We start from the raw sequence: 14836 nt of genomic DNA, 5'->3' as shown, positions 1-14836 counted from the left end.
CCGCCCCCGCGATTTTGCCCAAGCTGGGCAATAAACGCCGGCCAAGCTTGCCTGGTCATACAACGTCGCGTTGATTTTCCGATGGATTTTCCTCGGCACGACCATTGCCCCCGTCCGGCCAGCGAAACCGGAGATCGAGCGATGACGATCGGCGCGACGAATTCGACGAGCGGCCTTGCGCGGATCCTCGCGGCGGCCGGCTCCTCGCCCAGGGATGGGATTCCGGTCAGGGAGCTGAAGCGCATCGACGCCTCCATGATCAAGCCGCTGTCCGCCCGCATGGCGCCGGTGGCGGTCGCGCCGTCGCTGATCGATCCGACCAGCATGCTCAATGCGATGAAGGACGCCGGCGTCACGTCCGACGACGATCCATCCAAGCTGTTCGCCGAGGTCTACAAAGACGGCAAGGTGGTGGCGCGGCTCTACAACGGCGGTTCGGCGACCACCTACGGCCAGGCCCAGGGGATCGTCACCGGCGAGAACGAGCCCTACGAGGGCGGTCCGCAGCTGGCCCAGTGGCGCGCCGCCAAGATCGCCAAGGCCCTGGGCGGAACCGTCAAGATGGCCGACACCGCCCAGACCCAGTCGCAGTGGGCGGTCACCTTCGCGGCCGAAAGCGCCAAGCGCGACCAGGCCATGGCCCCGTACCGCGCGGCCATGGAGGCCTTCCGCGCCCAGATGGACGCGTGGGCCTCCCAGACCTCCCAGGCCTCGACGACCGCCTAGGCCTAGCCTTCGGCTTCCGCCAAGGCCTCGGCCAGCTCCATCCAGGTCGCCTCGGCCTCGTCCAGCTTGGCCTTGGCGTTGTCGCGGCGCTTGGTCAGCTCGGCCACCTTGGCCGGGTTCTTGTAGAGCTCCGGATCGGCCAGCTGGGCGTCCAGCTCGCTGAGCTGGCGGGTCTGGCGGGTGACGACCTGCTCGGCGGCCTCGATCTTGCGCTTCAGCGGCTCGACGGCGACGGACTTCTTCGCCGGCGCGGCGGGCTCGGCCTTGGCCGGTTCGCGGTCCACCTGGGTGGGCTTCACCGCCTGCTTGGCGCGCTCCAGCACGAACTTGGCGTAGTCGTCCATGTCGCCGTCGAACGGCTTGACCGAGCCGTCGGCGGCCAGCCACAGGCGGTCGGCGACCAGCTCCATCAGCGAGCGGTCGTGGGTGATCAGGATCACCGCGCCCTCGTAGTCGTTCAGGGCGTCCAGCAGGGCCCGGCGGCTGTCGATGTCCAGGTGGTTGGTCGGCTCGTCCAGGATCAGCATGTGCGGCGCGTCCATCGCCACCAGGTTCAGCAGCAGGCGCGCGCGCTCGCCGCCCGACAGGCTGTCGACCTTGGTCTCCTGCTTCTCGAAGCCCAGGCCGAACTGGGCCAGTTTCGAGCGGCGCGAGCTCTCCGAGGCTTCCGGCATGGCGCGGCGGATGATCTCCAGCGGCGTGTCCTCGGGGTCCATCGCCTCGATCTGGTGCTGGTGGAACCAGCCGACCTTCATCTTCTTGTCGCGGTGGAACTCGCCGGTCTGCACGCCCAGCGCCCCGGCGATCATCTTGGCGAAGGTCGACTTGCCGGCGCCGTTGACGCCCAGGAGACCGATGCGGTCGTCCAGGTCCATGCGCAGGTTGAGGTTCCTGAGGATCGCGCGGCCCGCCTCGTAGCCAACGGCGGCCTTCTCCAGCCGGATCAGCGGCGGGGGCAGGGGCTTGGGCGGCGAGGGCAGGGTGAAGGGCGCGACGCGCTCCTCGATCGTGGTGGCCACCGGCTCCATCTTGGCCAGGCGCTTCATGCGCGACTGAGCCTGGGCGGCCTTGGAGGCCTTGGCCTTGAAGCGGTCGACGAAGGCCTGCAGGTGGGCGCGCTCGGCGTCCTGCTTGGCCTTGGCCGACAGCTGCAGGCGCGCCTTCTCGGCGCGGCGCTTCTCGAAGTCGTCGTAGCCGCCGGTGTAGAGCTCCAGCTTGCCGCCGGCCAGGTGCAGCATGTGGGTGCAGCTGTTGTTGAGCAGCTCGCGGTCGTGGCTGACGATCAGGGCGGTGTGCGGGTACTTCTGGAGCCTGGCTTCCAGCCAGAGCGCGCCTTCCAGGTCCAGATAGTTGGTCGGTTCGTCCAGCAGCAGCATGTCCGGCTCGGCGAACAGGGCCGCGGCCAGGGCCACGCGCATGCGCCAGCCGCCCGAGAACTCGGCCATCGGCCGGCTGAGATCGTCCTGGGTGAAGCCCAGGCCCACCAGGATTTCCGAGGCCTTGGCCGGGGCGGCGTCGGCGTCGATCTCGATCAGCCGGGCCCAGATCTCGCCCATCTCCTCCGGCTCGGCCGTCTCCAGGCGGGTCAGCAGGCCGTGGCGCTCCTCGTCGGCCTCCAGCACCGTCTCCAGCAGGGTGAAGGGCGTGGCCGGGTGCTCCTGGTCCACGGAGCCGACGCGGGCGCTCTTGGGCAGGCTGATCTCGTCGTCGCCGGCCTGCAGGTGGCCGAGGATCAGCTTGAACAGCGTGGACTTGCCCACCCCGTTGCGGCCGATCAGTCCGACCTTGGCCCCGGGGGGCAGAGTCACGCTGGCGTGGTCGAAGAACCGCCGACCCCAGGCGTCGAAGGTCAGGTCGTTGATCTGCAGCATTTGATTTTAAGGTTACGCGGCGGGTTGGCGGGGAGGAGGCGCCCGGCTATAAGCCCGCAACCTCCCAATCTACAAACTTTCTCTGTGAGATTTTCGGATCATGACCGAACGCACCTTCTCGATCATCAAGCCCGACGCCACCCGTCGCAACCTGACCGGCAAGATCAACGCCGTGATCGAGGAAGCCGGCCTGCGCATCGTGGCCCAGCGCCGCGTGAAGCTGACTGAGGCCCAGGCCAAGAAGTTCTACGAAGTCCACGCCGAGCGCCCGTTCTACGGCGAACTGGTCGCCCAGATGACCGCCGAGCCGGTGGTCGTCCAGGTGCTGGAAGGCGACAACGCCGTCCTGAAGTACCGCGAAGTGATGGGCGCCACGAACCCGGACAACGCCGACGAAGGCACGATCCGCAAGCTGTTCGCCCTGTCGATCGGCGAGAACTCGGTCCACGGTTCGGACAGCCTGGAAAACGCGGGCATCGAAATCGCCCAGTTCTTCAAGGACGAAGAGATCGTCGGCTAAGGCTTTTCGCCTTATCGACACCGAAGAGGCCGGCGGAGCGATCCGCCGGCCTTTTTGTTTGGCCGCTGGACATCCGCCCCCGGCTTGTCCTCCAATCCGCATCAGGGAGCAGCGTGGGGCGACGAGATTGCTGGGGCGGGCGATGATCATGCGGGGCGTGCTGGCCGCCGCGTTGCTGGCCGCGCCCGGCGCTGCCCTGGCCCAGGCCACGCCCAAGGCCACGCCCGTCGAGGCGGTGGCCGTCTCGCCCCAGGGCTTCGGCCGCTGGCTGCGGGCCGAGGGCGACCACGTCATCGTCTATTCCGACGAGAGCGCCGAGGTCGCGCGGCGCACGGTCGAGGACCTGGAGGCGCTGGACCAGACCCTGCGGTCGATCTACGGCAAGCCCCGCGATCCGACGGCGCGCAAGTTCCCCATCTATCTGATCCGGCCGGTCGGGCGCGGCGCGGCGGTCAACGAGACCTACCAGCGCTTCCTGCCAGGCGCGACGACCGGCTCGCTGTCGATGGACGTGGCCACCACCGACGACATCTTCGCGGTCGTGGTGCGCGACAATTTCCGCTTCTTCGGCGTGACCGACCGGACGGCCGGCGACGACAGCGTGCTGTGCGCCTACGCCTTCCACTTCTTCAGCGAGAACTTCGCCTTTCGCCAGCCGCGCTGGCTGAGCAAGGGCGCGGCCATCTACTACAGCGCCGTCGACATCCGGCCCGACAGCGTGGTGGTCGGCGCGACGCCGGCGCTGTTCGGCGACGACCGGATCGCGCGCGACCTGGACAGCATGCCCAGCCTGATCGCCGAGGCCGGCGACGACCGCACCGATCCGGGCCGCTACGACGCGCGTTCGGCCCTGCTGGTGCGCTACCTGTGGGCCGATCCCGACCGCAAGGCCCGGCTGGCGACCTATCTGGATCGTCTCGAGGCCGGCGCGCGCGACCCGAAGGCCACCTGGGCCGAGGTCTTCGGGCGGCCGGTCGGGAAGCTGGAGCCGGACCTGCGGGCCTTCCTGCGCGGACAGCCGGTCATGACGACCCTGGCCCGCCCGCAGGGGCCGCCGCCCGCCGTCGCGATCCGCCGGATGCCGGCGGGCGCCGACGACCTGATCCTGGAGCTCCAGCGGCTGAAGGCCGATCCCTATCGGGGCCGGACCGACCTGCTGCGGCGGATCCGCAAGGCGGCGGCGAAACGGCCGGACGAGCGCTACAGCCGCCAGGCCCTGGCCCGGGCCGAGATCACGCTGGGCGACCGCGACAAGGGCGAGCGCCTGCTCGAGACGCTGCTCCACGAGGACGAGGGCAATCTGGAGGCCCTGCGGCTGATGGGGACCAGCAAGCTCTATCGCTCCGCCGCCGACAAGACGCACGCCGCCCCGCTGCTGGCCGAGGCCCGCGCCTACCTGACCCGCGCCGACGCGGCGGAGCCGAACGACTACCAGACCCTGTTCCTGCTGGCCCAGACGATGTCGCCCGACGAGACGCCCTCGCCGGAACGGCTGGCCCTGCTGCGGCGGGCCGTGACCTTGGCGCCGGACGTCGCCGAGATCCGGATCGTGGCGGCGGTCGCCTTCCTGCGCGCCGACGACAGCGAGACCGCCTTCTCGCTGCTCAAGCCGATGTCGGCCGACCCCAACGGCGGGCTCGCCTCGGTCCAGGCCCGCAAGGTGCTGGAGCTGATGGCCAAGGCGGGCGAGGGCTCATGAAGGACTATCGCCGTCGCGAGATCGCCCTGGCGGCCGGACTTTCGGCCGTGGCGGGCTATGTCGACGCCATCGGCTTCCTGAAGCTGGGCGGGTTCTTCGTCTCGTTCATGAGCGGCAATTCCACGCGGCTGGGCGTGGGGATCGCCACCGGCGACTGGGCGATGGCGCGCACCGCCCTGATGCTGATCGGCCTGTTCGTGGTCGGAGCCACGCTGGGGGCCCTGGTCGCGCGGGCGGCGGGCGAGGGGCGGCGGTCCTGGGTCCTGGCCCTGGAGGCCGCCCTGCTGGCGACCGGCGCCGGCCTGATCGGCCTGGGCTTCGGCCCGGCCGGCGCGGGGGTCGTGGTCCTGGCCATGGGGGCCGAGAACGCGGTGTTCCAGCGCAACGGCGACGTCGGCCTGGGCCTGACCTACATGACCGGGACCCTGGTGAAGATCGGCCAGCGCATCGCCGCGGCCCTGACCGGCGGCGACCGCTGGGCCTGGGTCCCGTTCGCGTGCCTGTGGCTGGGCCTGGCCTGCGGTGGAGCCCTGGGGGCGTTCGCCTATCTGCGCTGGGGCGTGCTGGCGCTGTGGGCGGCGGCCGCGCTGATCGCGGTCCTGGCCGCCGCCACGGCCTGGCGGGACCGCGCCGCCGAACCCTAGGCCGCCGGCGCCTTGGCCGCCTCGGCCGCGCGCAGCAGGCGCAGGACGTTGCCGCTCCAGATCTTCTCCAGGTCGGCCTTGGTGTAGCCCTCGGCCAGCAGCGCCTGGGAGATCTTCCAGTAGTCGGAAGCGTCGTTCAAGCCGGTCACGCCGCCGCCGCCGTCGAAATCGATGCCGATGCCCACGTGATCGACCCCGGCCACCTTCAGGGCGTGGTTGAGGTGGTTCATGAAGTCCTGGAAAGTCGCCTTGGTCACCGGCCACTTGGCGTCGATGGCGTTGCGCTCGGCCATGAAGGCGGCGCGCTGTTCCTCGGTCATCTTGCTGCGCGCCCCGACCTTGGCCATCAGGGCGGCCATGGCGGCTTCGCGCTCGGGATTCTTGGGCGTGTCGATCAGGTAGCTGGAATAGGCGTCGACCTGGATCACGCCGCCGCTGTCGGCCAGGGCCTTGATGCGGGCGTCGTCGACGTTGCGCGGGTGGTCGAACACCGCCTTGCAGCCCGAATGGGTCAGGATCACCGGGGTCTTGGACAGGGCGATCAGTTGGTCCAGCACCTCGTCGGACGAGTGCGAACCGTCCAGCACCACGCCCAGCCGGTTGGCCTCGGCCACGAACGACTTCCCCAGCGGCGACAGGCCATGCCATTCGGGCTTGTCGGTGGCGCTGTCGGCCATGTCGTTGTTCTTGAAGTGCGCGAGACCCGAAATCCGCACCCCCATCGCATAGAAGCTGGACAGCAGGGTGACGTCGCCGTCCATCGGATAGCTGTTCTCGACGCTCATGAAGACCACGCGCTTGCCCTGGGCGGCGATCACGGCGGCGTCGTCGGCCTTCAGGGCCAGGCCGAACTTGTCGCCGTGCTTGGCGACCATCTCGCGGATCTCGACGCCGCGGATCAGGGCGCCGTCGCGGGCGGCCCGGGTGGCCTCGGGCGTGCGCAGCCCCTGGGGCGTGTAGATAGCGAAGAAGCCGCCGTCGAGGCCGCCCTCGACCATGCGCGGATAGTCGATCTGCGAGCCGTCCTTGGCCGCGTCGTGGCGGTCGAGGATGTCCCAGCCGGGCCGGCCGAAATTGGCCGGGGTGTCCAGGTGGGTGTCGAGGGTCAGCAGGCCCTCGTGGATCTTGCGGGCCGAAGCGGCGGTCTCGGCCGCTTGCGAGGCGGTGGCGAAGGCAAGGGCCGAAACGGCGGCCAGGAGCAGGGGACGGGTCATGCGAGCACTCGAAAACTGTCCGGCCAGCCTCTCGCGAGGCTGGCCGGAGCGTGGACCTAGAAGTCGGCGGAGAGGGTGAACTGGATCGTGCGGTGCGAGCCGGGCCGGAAGCTGGCCGGGGTGTTCACCGTGGTGCTGATCGTGCCCAGATAGTCCTTGTCGAAGATGTTATCGACATTGACCCGCGCCTTGACCTGCTCGAACGGCCCGGCCCCGAAACCGTCGCCGAGATCCAGATAGGCGTTCCAGATCGTGTAGCCGCCGGTGGTCTCGTTGTTGACGAAGTTGGTGAAGCGGTCGTCGATGTGGCGGGCCGAGAGGTTGAACACCACGCCGTCGGTCGGCTGGACCGTCACCCCGCCCTGGAACAGCCATTCGGGGAAGTCGGGCACCGACTTGCCCTTGGTCAGCAGGGTGATCGGCGCGGCCGTGGCGCTGGCGCGGTAGCCCGGGACGTCGTCCTGGAACTCCGACTTGTTGTACGAGACGTTGGCGTTGAAGAAGATCTTGCCGTCCAGCAGCGCCGGCTTCCATTGGCCGCTGAACTCCACGCCCTGCGCTTCGACCGCGCCGACGTTCTGGTAGAAGCTCTCGATCGTGCCGCCGCCGCCCGGCACCTCGGTGTTGAACTGCTGCAGACGGTTCTTGAACTCCGTCTTGTAGGCCACGATCGAGGCGTTGAAGGTCTGGCGGTTGGCGCGATAGCCCAGTTCCAGGTTCTTGGAGGTCTCCGGCTTGGGCGCGACCACCGTCGGGCTGGCGGCCGAGAACACGTCGTCGGCGCCGCGGGGCAGGGCCATGTTCTCCGAATAGGACGAGAAGATCTGGTCACGGCTGTTGATGTCGTAGACGAAGCCGACCTGCGGCAGGAAATCGTCCTTCCATTTGGCCGTCAGGGTCGGCTTGCGCTGGGCGATGTAGTCGCCCGGATTGCGATAGCCGGTGATCTTGTAGTCGATGTCGGTGGCCTTGAAGCCCAGCTCGACCTTCAGCTTGTCGTCGACCAGGCTCAGCGTGTCCTTCAGGAACAGCTGGGTGGTCTCGCGGGTCGAGACGTAGTTGCGCTGCAGGTGGACGGGCTCGTTGAACAGCGGCGCGCCGTCCGGGTTGCCGTCCTGCACGTTGTAGCGCGCCTGGGTGCGGTGATAGTCGTCGTCCTCGAGCCAGACGCCCGCCTCGAACTTGTTGAAGCCGGCGCGCCAGGCGACCTTGCCGGTCACGCCCTTGCGGGTGCCGTCGATGCCCGAAAGGCCGTACTGCAGGCCCTTGGGCGCGGTCAGGCCGGCCACGATCAGCCGCTCGGCGTTGTAGCTGGCCAGCGAGGTGGCGTAGGCCTCGGGCGAGACGCCGTAGCCTTCCTTGTCCTCGTAATAGCCCGTGGCGGTGACGTCGATCGCGTCGGTGATCGGCGTGTTCAGGGTCAGGCCGTAGAGGTGGTCCTGCCGGCTGTTGACCGCGAACTTGTAGTACTGGGCGTAGTTGGCGTTGGAGTAGGGCACCCCGGCCGTGGTCTGGGGCAGGCTGGAATCCGTGGCCGCCGTGCCGAACGGCGTCGAGAGCGGCACATTGCCCAGATAGGCGAAGCTGCGTCCCTTGCGGCCGAACACGTCGCCCGCCGTGCCGGCGTACTGGGCCTTGGTGATCGACGGGCTATCGTAGTCGAAATAGTCGTTGTGCACGGTCTGGAAGCTGATGTTCCCGCCGTTGGGCAGGGCGTAGTTGATCTTGCCCTCGTAGTGCTTGCGATCGATCGTGCCCGGGCCGCGCCACAGGTCGCCCTTGATGATCGAGCCCGAGACATAGGCCGAGAAGCCGGCGTGCTCGCCGGTCTCCAGGCGCAGGAAGGTGCGGCGCAGGCTGTCGCTGCCCAGGGTCTGGCTGAGCGAACCGCCGGCGGTCTCGGACGGCTTCTGGGTGAAGTAGTCGACGATCGGGCCCAGCGAGGCGTAGCTGGGCAGGGAGACGTCGCCGGCCCCGGCCGAGGCGGTGACGCGCAGCAGGTTCTCGTTGTCGACATAGCGATAGATCGGGCTGCCGCCGAACTGGTCGCTGCGGCCCATCGGGATGTTGTCGAGCAGGAAGCCGATCTGCTGGAAGTTGAAGGCCCGCACCGAGACCGAATTGCCGAACTCGTACATGCCCAGGGCGTCGTTGGCCTGGACGTTGAAGCCCGGCAGGCTCTCCAGCATCTTCAGGCCGGTGATGCCGGCCGGGGCCGACAGCAGCGCCTCGCGGGTGATCGAAACCGTGGCGGTGGCGTGGTCGGTGCCGATGGCGACGCTGGCTTCGGAAACGCGGGCCCCGGTGACCACCAGTTCATCGACGGTCGAGGCCTTGTCGGCCTCCTGGGCCAGGGCGGGCGTCGCGCCCCCCAGGATCGAAGCGGCGAGCAGCAGGGCTCGGAACCGGCCCGAGGCCGGCGAAAGGCGCGTGTTCGTCATGACTATCCCCAATCATTTTTGACTAGGGACAAGCTCGACGGTTGGTCTATCGCGGTAAATTCAGAAAAGCTGCTTTCGACGACAAAATATACTTAAGTTCAGAGGATGCGCATTGATGTATAAATTATAAACATTGAAAATGTCGAGTATTTATAGATCAAATGGGTATCTCACGAAAACCGCATAGGTCTTCGTGTGACGGTCGAGCGAAGCTTTCTGAACGGGGTCGTAGGGACTGGGTTTTCAGATCATCGGCAGCCAAGAGGTGTCGTGGCGGACCGCCATGGCCCGCCTTCCGCACCCCCGCTGTCCTTGGCGCCTGAGAGATTCAGCGACCACCCCATGGACGGGGATCGCCTTGCTCCTTCGGCGAGGGCGCACGCAGACACGCCCTGCTTTCCAGCGTTTCGAGGCCGTCGCGGTCCTTCTGCTTGAGCGTTTCCGGGGTGGTTTCGCCTTCAGCGCCGGGCCGGGCCCGATCTCTCCCGCGAGAGCCCCGACAGGAGGATCCGCAACAGGCTTTGCGTCAATTGTGGGAAGCGCCGACGCCTCGGCTTGCCGCGGGGCGCCGCCGCGGGACGCAGCCCACGCTGCTTTTCCCGGCGTCCCATGGGGCGAAAGTTCGCCCTGGTGCAAGTCGGGGCGTCAGAGCCCGCGGACGAACTCGGCCAGGGTGGCCGGATAAAGCTGGTGCTCCTGCTCCAGCACACGATCGCTCAGCATATGCTCGGTGTCGCCGGGCAGGATCGGCACGCGGGCTTGGCCCAGGACCGGGCCTTCGTCGACGCCGGCGGTGACCAGGTGGACCGTGCAGCCGGCCTCGACCTCGCCGGCGGCCAGGGCGCGGCCGTGGGTGTCCAGGCCCGGATAGGCGGGCAGGAGGGAGGGGTGGATGTTCAGCATCCGGCCTTCCCAGGCCTCGACCAGGAACGGCGTCAGGATGCGCATGTAGCCGGCCAGGGCCACGACCTGGATCCCGCGGTCGCGCAGGGCCGCGTCGATGGCGCGCTCGTGGGCCTCGCGGTCCTTGCCGAAGTCGCGCTGGTCGACGGCCAGGGCCTCGATCCCGGCGGCGGCGGCGGTGACCAGGCCGCCGGCTTCCGGCTTGTTGGAGAGCACCAGGGCGATCTCGAACGGGCAGGCGGGGTCCTGGGCGGCCCGGACCAGGGCCTCCATGTTGGAGCCCCGGCCCGAGATCAGGACGGCGACCTTGATCTTCATGACGCTAGGCCTGGACCAGCTGCCCGCAGATGAAGGCGTCCTCGCCCGCGTTCAGCAAGGCGGCCAGCACCGGTTCGGCGTCCGAGGCGGCGACCACCAGGATGAAGCCGACGCCGCAGTTGAAGGTCCGGCGCAGTTCGTGGTCGCTGATGCCCCCCTCGCGCTGCAGCCAGTCGAAGACCGGGGGCAGGGGCCAGGCGTTCCAGTCGAACTCGGCCTTCAGGCCCTCGGCGATGCAGCGCGGCGGGTTCTCGATCAGGCCGCCGCCGGTGATGTGCGCCCCACCTTTCACGCGTCCCGACTGCAGCAGCGGCAGGATCGACTTCACATAGATGCGGGTCGGGGCCATCAGGGCCTCGGCCAGGGTCTTGCCTTCGGCGAACGGGGCGGGGGCGTCCCAGGCCAGGCCCGAGCGCTCGACCACGCGGCGCACCAGCGAATAGCCGTTGGAATGCGGGCCCGACGAGCCGATGCCGATCACCAGGTCGCCGGCCCGCTGCTTGTCCAGCTTGGGCAGCACGCCGTCGCGCTCGACCGCGCCGACCGAGAAGCCGGCCAGGTCGTACTCGCCGTCGCTGTACATGCCCGGCATCTCGGCGGTCTCGCCGCCCACCAGGGCCGAGCCGGCCAGCTTGCAGCCCTCGGCGATGCCGGCGACCACGCTGGTGGCGGTGGCCACGTCCAGCTTGCCGGTGGCGAAGTAGTCGAGGAACAGCAGCGGCTCGGCGCCCTGGGCCAAGAGGTCGTTGACGCACATGGCCACCAGGTCGATGCCGACCGTGGCGTGCATGCCGGTGTCGATGGCGATGCGCAGCTTGGTGCCGACGCCGTCGGTGGTGGAGACCAGCAGCGGGTCTTCGTAGCCGGCGGCCTTGAGGTCGAACAGGGCGCCGAAACCGCCCAGTCCGGCCTCGGCGCCGGGGCGCCGGGTGGCCTTGGCCAGGGGCTTGATCGCCTCGACCAGGGCGTTGCCCGCATCGATATCGACGCCGGCCTGGGCGTAGGTGAGGCCGTTCTGGGGGTCGCTCATGCGTTCGCTCTGGCTCGAAAACGGCCCAAGGGACCGTTTAGACAAGGAAAAGTTGACGCCCAACTCATGCTTTAGCTTGCAGACTCGGGGGTGCGCGAGGCTATTAGCAGCCGATGACGACGATCACCACTACCGCTGAGCTGGCGGCGTTCTGTAATGAGCTGAAGGGACAGCCCTTCATCGCCGTGGACACCGAGTTCATGCGCGAGACCACCTACTGGCCCAAGCTGTGCCTTATCCAGGTGGCCTCGCCGGACACCGAGGCCTGTATCGATCCGTTGGCTGACGGCATCGACCTGACGCCGCTGCTCGACGTGCTGCGCGATCCCTCGATCCTGAAGGTCTTCCACGCCGCCCGTCAGGACGTCGAGATCTTCAACAACCTCAACGCCATGCCCACGCCGCTGTTCGACACCCAGGTGGCCGGCATGGCCGCCGGGTTCGGCGAGCAGATCGCCTACGACGCCCTGGTCCGTCAGATGCTGAAGGTCGAGCTGGACAAGTCCAGCCGCTTCACCGACTGGGCCCGCCGTCCGCTGAGCGAGAACCAGCTGACCTACGCCATCGCCGACGTGACCCACCTGGCGACCCTGTTCCCCATCCTGCGCGACCGCCTGGAAAAGGCCGGCCGCCTGGCCTGGGTGGAAGAGGAGATGAAGGCGCTCAACGATCCGGCCGCCTACGACGTCGATCCCGAGAAGGCCTGGCGTCGCCTGCGTCCGCGCAAGACAGCCGCCAAGTACCTGGCGGTCTTCAAGGCCGTGGCCGCCTGGCGCGAGCGCACCGCCCAGACCCGCGACCAGCCGCGCGGCCGCATCCTGAAGGACGAGGCCATCGACGAGCTGGCCACCCAGGCCCCGACCTCGCTGGAGGGCTTGAACACCCTGCGCAGCGTGCCCAAGGGCTTCGGCGGCTCCAAGTTCGGTCCCGACCTGCTGGCCGCGATCAAGACCGCCCTGGCCGATCCGGAAGGCTACGCCCCGGTGCTGGAGAAGTCCGGCCCGCCGCCGCCCGCCTCGGCCGGCGCCGTGGTCGAGCTGCTGAAGGTGCTGCTGAAGGCCCGCGCCGAGGAAGCCGGTGTGGCGTCCAAGCTGATCGCCACGGTCTCGGACCTGGAGAAGATCGCCGCCAACGACGAGGCCGACACGCCCGCCCTGCAGGGCTGGCGCCTGGAGGCCTTCGGTTCGGACGCCCTGAAGATCAAGCGCGGCGAGCTGGCCCTGGTGCTGGACGGCACGCGCGTGCGGGTGGTCGAGGTCCGCCGGGCGACTCCGAAAGCGTAACAATCAATCCGCTCATCCCGGCGAATGCCGGGATGAGCGGTGCCTTTCCTAGACCGCCCCGCGTTCCATCGCCGCGGTGATCGCCTCGATCAGCTTGCCGGCGTCGACGGGCTTGGCGACCACGCCGTCCATGCCGGCCTGGGCGTATTCCGCCACCTGGTGGTTCATGACATTGGCCGACAGGGCCAGGATGGGGGTCGGCGACAGGCTGTGGGCGCTTTCGCGCTCGCGGATGGCCCGCGTGGCCTCGATGCCGTTCATCACCGGCATCTGCACGTCCATCAGGATCAGGTCGAAGTCGTCGGCGTGGAAGGCGTCCACGGCCTCGCGGCCGTTGGCGACGGTGTGCAGGTCCACGCCCGCCGGCTCGAGCAGGGCGCGCAGGATGAACTGGTTGGTGGCGTTGTCCTCGGCCGCCAGGATGCGCAGGGACCGGATGTCGCCGTCGGCCTGGACGGAGGGCAGGCAGTCGTCGACGTCTGCGCGCACGAACGGCAGGCGGAAGACGAAGGTCGAGCCCTTGCCCGGGGCGCTGTCCATCCGCAGAGTCCCGCCCATGCGCTCGACCAACTCGCGCGAGATGGCCAGGCCCAGGCCCGTGCCGCCGAACCGCCGGGTGGTCGAGCTGTCGGCCTGGACGAATTTCTCGAACAGGGCGGCGATGCGCTGGGGCGCGATGCCGATGCCGGTGTCGGCCAGGGTGAAGGTCAGCCCCTCGGGCGTCGCCTCGACCGAGAGCCGGATCCGGCCCTCCGGCGTGAACTTCACGGCGTTGGACGCCAGGTTCGACAGCACCTGACGCAGCCGCACGCTGTCGCCGCACCAGGTCCCCTGGGCGTCGGGCGCGATCTCGGTGACGAAGGCCACGTCCTTCTGGTCGGCCAGCAGGGCGAAGGGCCGGCAGGCGGCGGCGACCGTCTGGCCCAGGTCGAACACGTGGTCGTCCAGCTCGAAACGGCCGGACTCGATCTTCGACAGGTCCAGCACGTCGTTGAGGATGGCCAGCAGGGTCTCGCCGCTGTCGCGGATGATCTTCAGGTGCTCGCGGTGCGGCGAGCCCAGGCCGCTCTGCTCCATCACCTGGGCCATGCCCAGCACCCCGTTCAGGGGCGTGCGGATCTCGTGGCTCATATTGGCCAGGAACTGCGACTTGGCGAGGTTGGCGGCCTGGGCCCGGTCGCGGGCCTCGACCACCTCGGCCAGGGCCTTCTTCTCGCCGACCTCCGAGGCGTCCAGCTCGCGCAGGACGCGGCGGACCCGGAGCGCCAGGGCGGCGCCGGCCGCCACCAGCAGCAGGACGCCGGGCAGGACCAGGGGCGCGGCTTCGCGGACCGCGTCGAGGCCGGGCTGCTTGGGCGACCAGGTCAGCCAGCCCAGCGGCTCGCCGCTCGGACCGGTCAGGGCGATGGCCGCGCCCCGCGCCGGCTGGGCGCCAACCAGACCGGGACGGCGGATACGCATCTCCTGGGCCAGGGCGGGCAGCAGGTGGCGATCGGCCCGCTGGGCGCAGATCACGATCATCGCGGGCGTGTCGGCCCGAGGCCGCGCGGCCTTCTCCGGCGTGACCGTCGAAAGGGCGACCAGATACACACGGCCGTCCGCCCGGACGACGCCGTGGGCGGTCTCGGCGATCGTCGCGACCGTGGGATCGGTGGGGCGAGGGCGCTTGGCCGCCGCCTTCTCCTGGCGGCGGACCTCGGCGATCAGGGGCGCGACCGCGGCGACCAGCCCCGCCTGGCTTTCCGGCGCCGCCCGGCCCTGGTCCACCCAGGCGTAGAAGGGCCGGTTCGCGGAATCCAACACGATCGACAGGTCGTCGCCGCGGTTGTTGGCGTAGTAGGAGCCCATCTCGGAATCCATCCACGCGGGATCGACGCCCGGGCGGATGGTCTCGAAGGCCTGGTCCCAGACCGCGGCGGCGGCCACGTCGCTGTCCAGGCGCAGCAGCGACCGCTCCAGGGTCTGCCGGACGACGACATGCTCCTCGCGCGCCTGCAGGCGGTCGACGGACACGGCGGCGAAGGCCAGCAGGGCGCAGCCGCCCAGGACGACGATCGTCACGACGATCGCCCCCAGGACCAGCAGGCTGCGCACCGCGCGACGTCCCGCCGGCATGCCGTCCAAGATGTCTATCCCCCTGCCCATGGCCCCAGATTGCATGCGCGCGTGTTCAAACAGTAAAGGTTG

At 69.1% G+C, this 14836-nt stretch carries 11 protein-coding genes and 1 riboswitch; of the genes, 5 read left to right on the top strand and 6 right to left on the bottom strand.

What is annotated here, in order from left to right:
• Positions 1–255: 255 nt before the first annotated feature.
• Complete coding sequence (locus tag BR39_RS0117515; RefSeq protein WP_231499498.1) at positions 256–726, top strand: hypothetical protein; 471 nt, start codon at positions 256–258, stop codon at positions 724–726.
• A 2-nt stretch (positions 727–728) separates the two neighbouring features.
• Here BR39_RS0117515 and BR39_RS0117510 read toward each other — a convergent pair whose 3' ends face one another.
• Positions 729–2597 (bottom strand): ABC-F family ATP-binding cassette domain-containing protein, encoded by a 1869-nt coding sequence (locus tag BR39_RS0117510; protein ID WP_029914581.1) that lies wholly within the window; start codon positions 2595–2597, stop codon positions 729–731.
• A 100-nt stretch (positions 2598–2697) separates the two neighbouring features.
• On the opposite strand from BR39_RS0117510, the gene ndk reads away from it, so the two are divergent.
• The 3 genes from ndk (at position 2698) to BR39_RS0117495 (ending at position 5460) form a co-directional block, all read left to right on the top strand.
• Positions 2698–3117 carry a nucleoside-diphosphate kinase gene (ndk, locus tag BR39_RS0117505; RefSeq protein WP_029914579.1) on the top strand — a complete coding sequence of 140 codons (420 nt, stop codon included), beginning with the start codon at positions 2698–2700 and terminating at the stop codon, positions 3115–3117.
• 142 nt (positions 3118–3259) lie between these two features.
• Positions 3260–4816 carry a hypothetical protein gene (locus BR39_RS0117500; protein WP_029914573.1) on the top strand — a complete coding sequence of 519 codons (1557 nt, stop codon included), beginning with the start codon at positions 3260–3262 and terminating at the stop codon, positions 4814–4816.
• On the top strand, positions 4813–5460 hold the full coding sequence (locus BR39_RS0117495; RefSeq protein ID WP_029914572.1) for a YoaK family protein: 648 nt from the start codon (positions 4813–4815) through the stop codon (positions 5458–5460). The genes BR39_RS0117500 and BR39_RS0117495 overlap by 4 nt, the downstream gene beginning before the upstream one ends.
• Here BR39_RS0117495 and BR39_RS0117490 read toward each other — a convergent pair.
• From BR39_RS0117490 to purM, 4 genes are all read right to left on the bottom strand, one after another.
• Positions 5457–6674, bottom strand: a complete 1218-nt coding sequence (locus BR39_RS0117490; RefSeq protein ID WP_029914570.1) for a dipeptidase — start codon at positions 6672–6674, stop codon at positions 5457–5459. The two genes, BR39_RS0117495 and BR39_RS0117490, sit on opposite strands and share 4 nt — an antisense overlap.
• 56 nt (positions 6675–6730) lie before the next feature.
• Positions 6731–9127: a TonB-dependent receptor gene (locus tag BR39_RS0117485; protein ID WP_035018636.1), complete on the bottom strand. Its 2397-nt coding sequence runs from the start codon at positions 9125–9127 to the stop codon at positions 6731–6733.
• 284 nt (positions 9128–9411) lie between these two features.
• Positions 9412–9528, bottom strand: a riboswitch (glycine riboswitch).
• Positions 9529–9760: 232 nt separating this feature from the next.
• A complete protein-coding gene (purN, locus tag BR39_RS0117480; protein ID WP_029914566.1) occupies positions 9761–10336 on the bottom strand; it encodes a phosphoribosylglycinamide formyltransferase in 576 nt (191 codons plus the stop codon).
• 4 nt (positions 10337–10340) lie between these two features.
• Positions 10341–11366, bottom strand: coding sequence for a phosphoribosylformylglycinamidine cyclo-ligase (purM, locus tag BR39_RS0117475; RefSeq protein WP_029914564.1), 1026 nt, complete (start codon positions 11364–11366; stop codon positions 10341–10343).
• Between the two features lie 113 nt (positions 11367–11479).
• Between purM and rnd the strand changes: the two genes are divergently transcribed.
• The gene (gene rnd / locus BR39_RS0117470; protein ID WP_029914562.1) at positions 11480–12649 is read left to right on the top strand and encodes a ribonuclease D; all 1170 of its coding nucleotides are present in this window, start codon (positions 11480–11482) and stop codon (positions 12647–12649) included.
• Positions 12650–12697: 48 nt separating this feature from the next.
• Here rnd and BR39_RS25870 read toward each other — a convergent pair whose 3' ends face one another.
• Complete coding sequence (locus BR39_RS25870) at positions 12698–14764, bottom strand: ATP-binding protein (protein WP_231499512.1); 2067 nt, start codon at positions 14762–14764, stop codon at positions 12698–12700.
• Between the last annotated feature and the right edge of the window lie 72 nt (positions 14765–14836).

Source organism: Caulobacter sp. UNC358MFTsu5.1, assembly GCF_000712075.1.
Lineage (GTDB): Bacteria > Pseudomonadota > Alphaproteobacteria > Caulobacterales > Caulobacteraceae > Caulobacter.
The sequence above is the reverse complement of the archived record's forward strand: the minus strand, read 5'-3'. Positions and strand labels throughout refer to the sequence as shown.

Coding starts and splice junctions, on each gene's coding strand:
- rnd (WP_029914562.1), top strand. CDS start 11,480: ATGACGACGATCACCACTACCGCTGAGCTGGCGGCGTTCTGTAATGAG.
- BR39_RS0117495 (WP_029914572.1), top strand. CDS start 4,813: ATGAAGGACTATCGCCGTCGCGAGATCGCCCTGGCGGCCGGACTTTCG.
- BR39_RS0117510 (WP_029914581.1), bottom strand. CDS start 2,597: ATGCTGCAGATCAACGACCTGACCTTCGACGCCTGGGGTCGGCGGTTC.
- ndk (WP_029914579.1), top strand. CDS start 2,698: ATGACCGAACGCACCTTCTCGATCATCAAGCCCGACGCCACCCGTCGC.
- BR39_RS0117515 (WP_231499498.1), top strand. CDS start 256: ATGATCAAGCCGCTGTCCGCCCGCATGGCGCCGGTGGCGGTCGCGCCG.
- BR39_RS0117490 (WP_029914570.1), bottom strand. CDS start 6,674: ATGACCCGTCCCCTGCTCCTGGCCGCCGTTTCGGCCCTTGCCTTCGCC.
- BR39_RS0117500 (WP_029914573.1), top strand. CDS start 3,260: ATGATCATGCGGGGCGTGCTGGCCGCCGCGTTGCTGGCCGCGCCCGGC.
- purN (WP_029914566.1), bottom strand. CDS start 10,336: ATGAAGATCAAGGTCGCCGTCCTGATCTCGGGCCGGGGCTCCAACATG.
- BR39_RS25870 (WP_231499512.1), bottom strand. CDS start 14,764: ATGCCGGCGGGACGTCGCGCGGTGCGCAGCCTGCTGGTCCTGGGGGCG.
- purM (WP_029914564.1), bottom strand. CDS start 11,366: ATGAGCGACCCCCAGAACGGCCTCACCTACGCCCAGGCCGGCGTCGAT.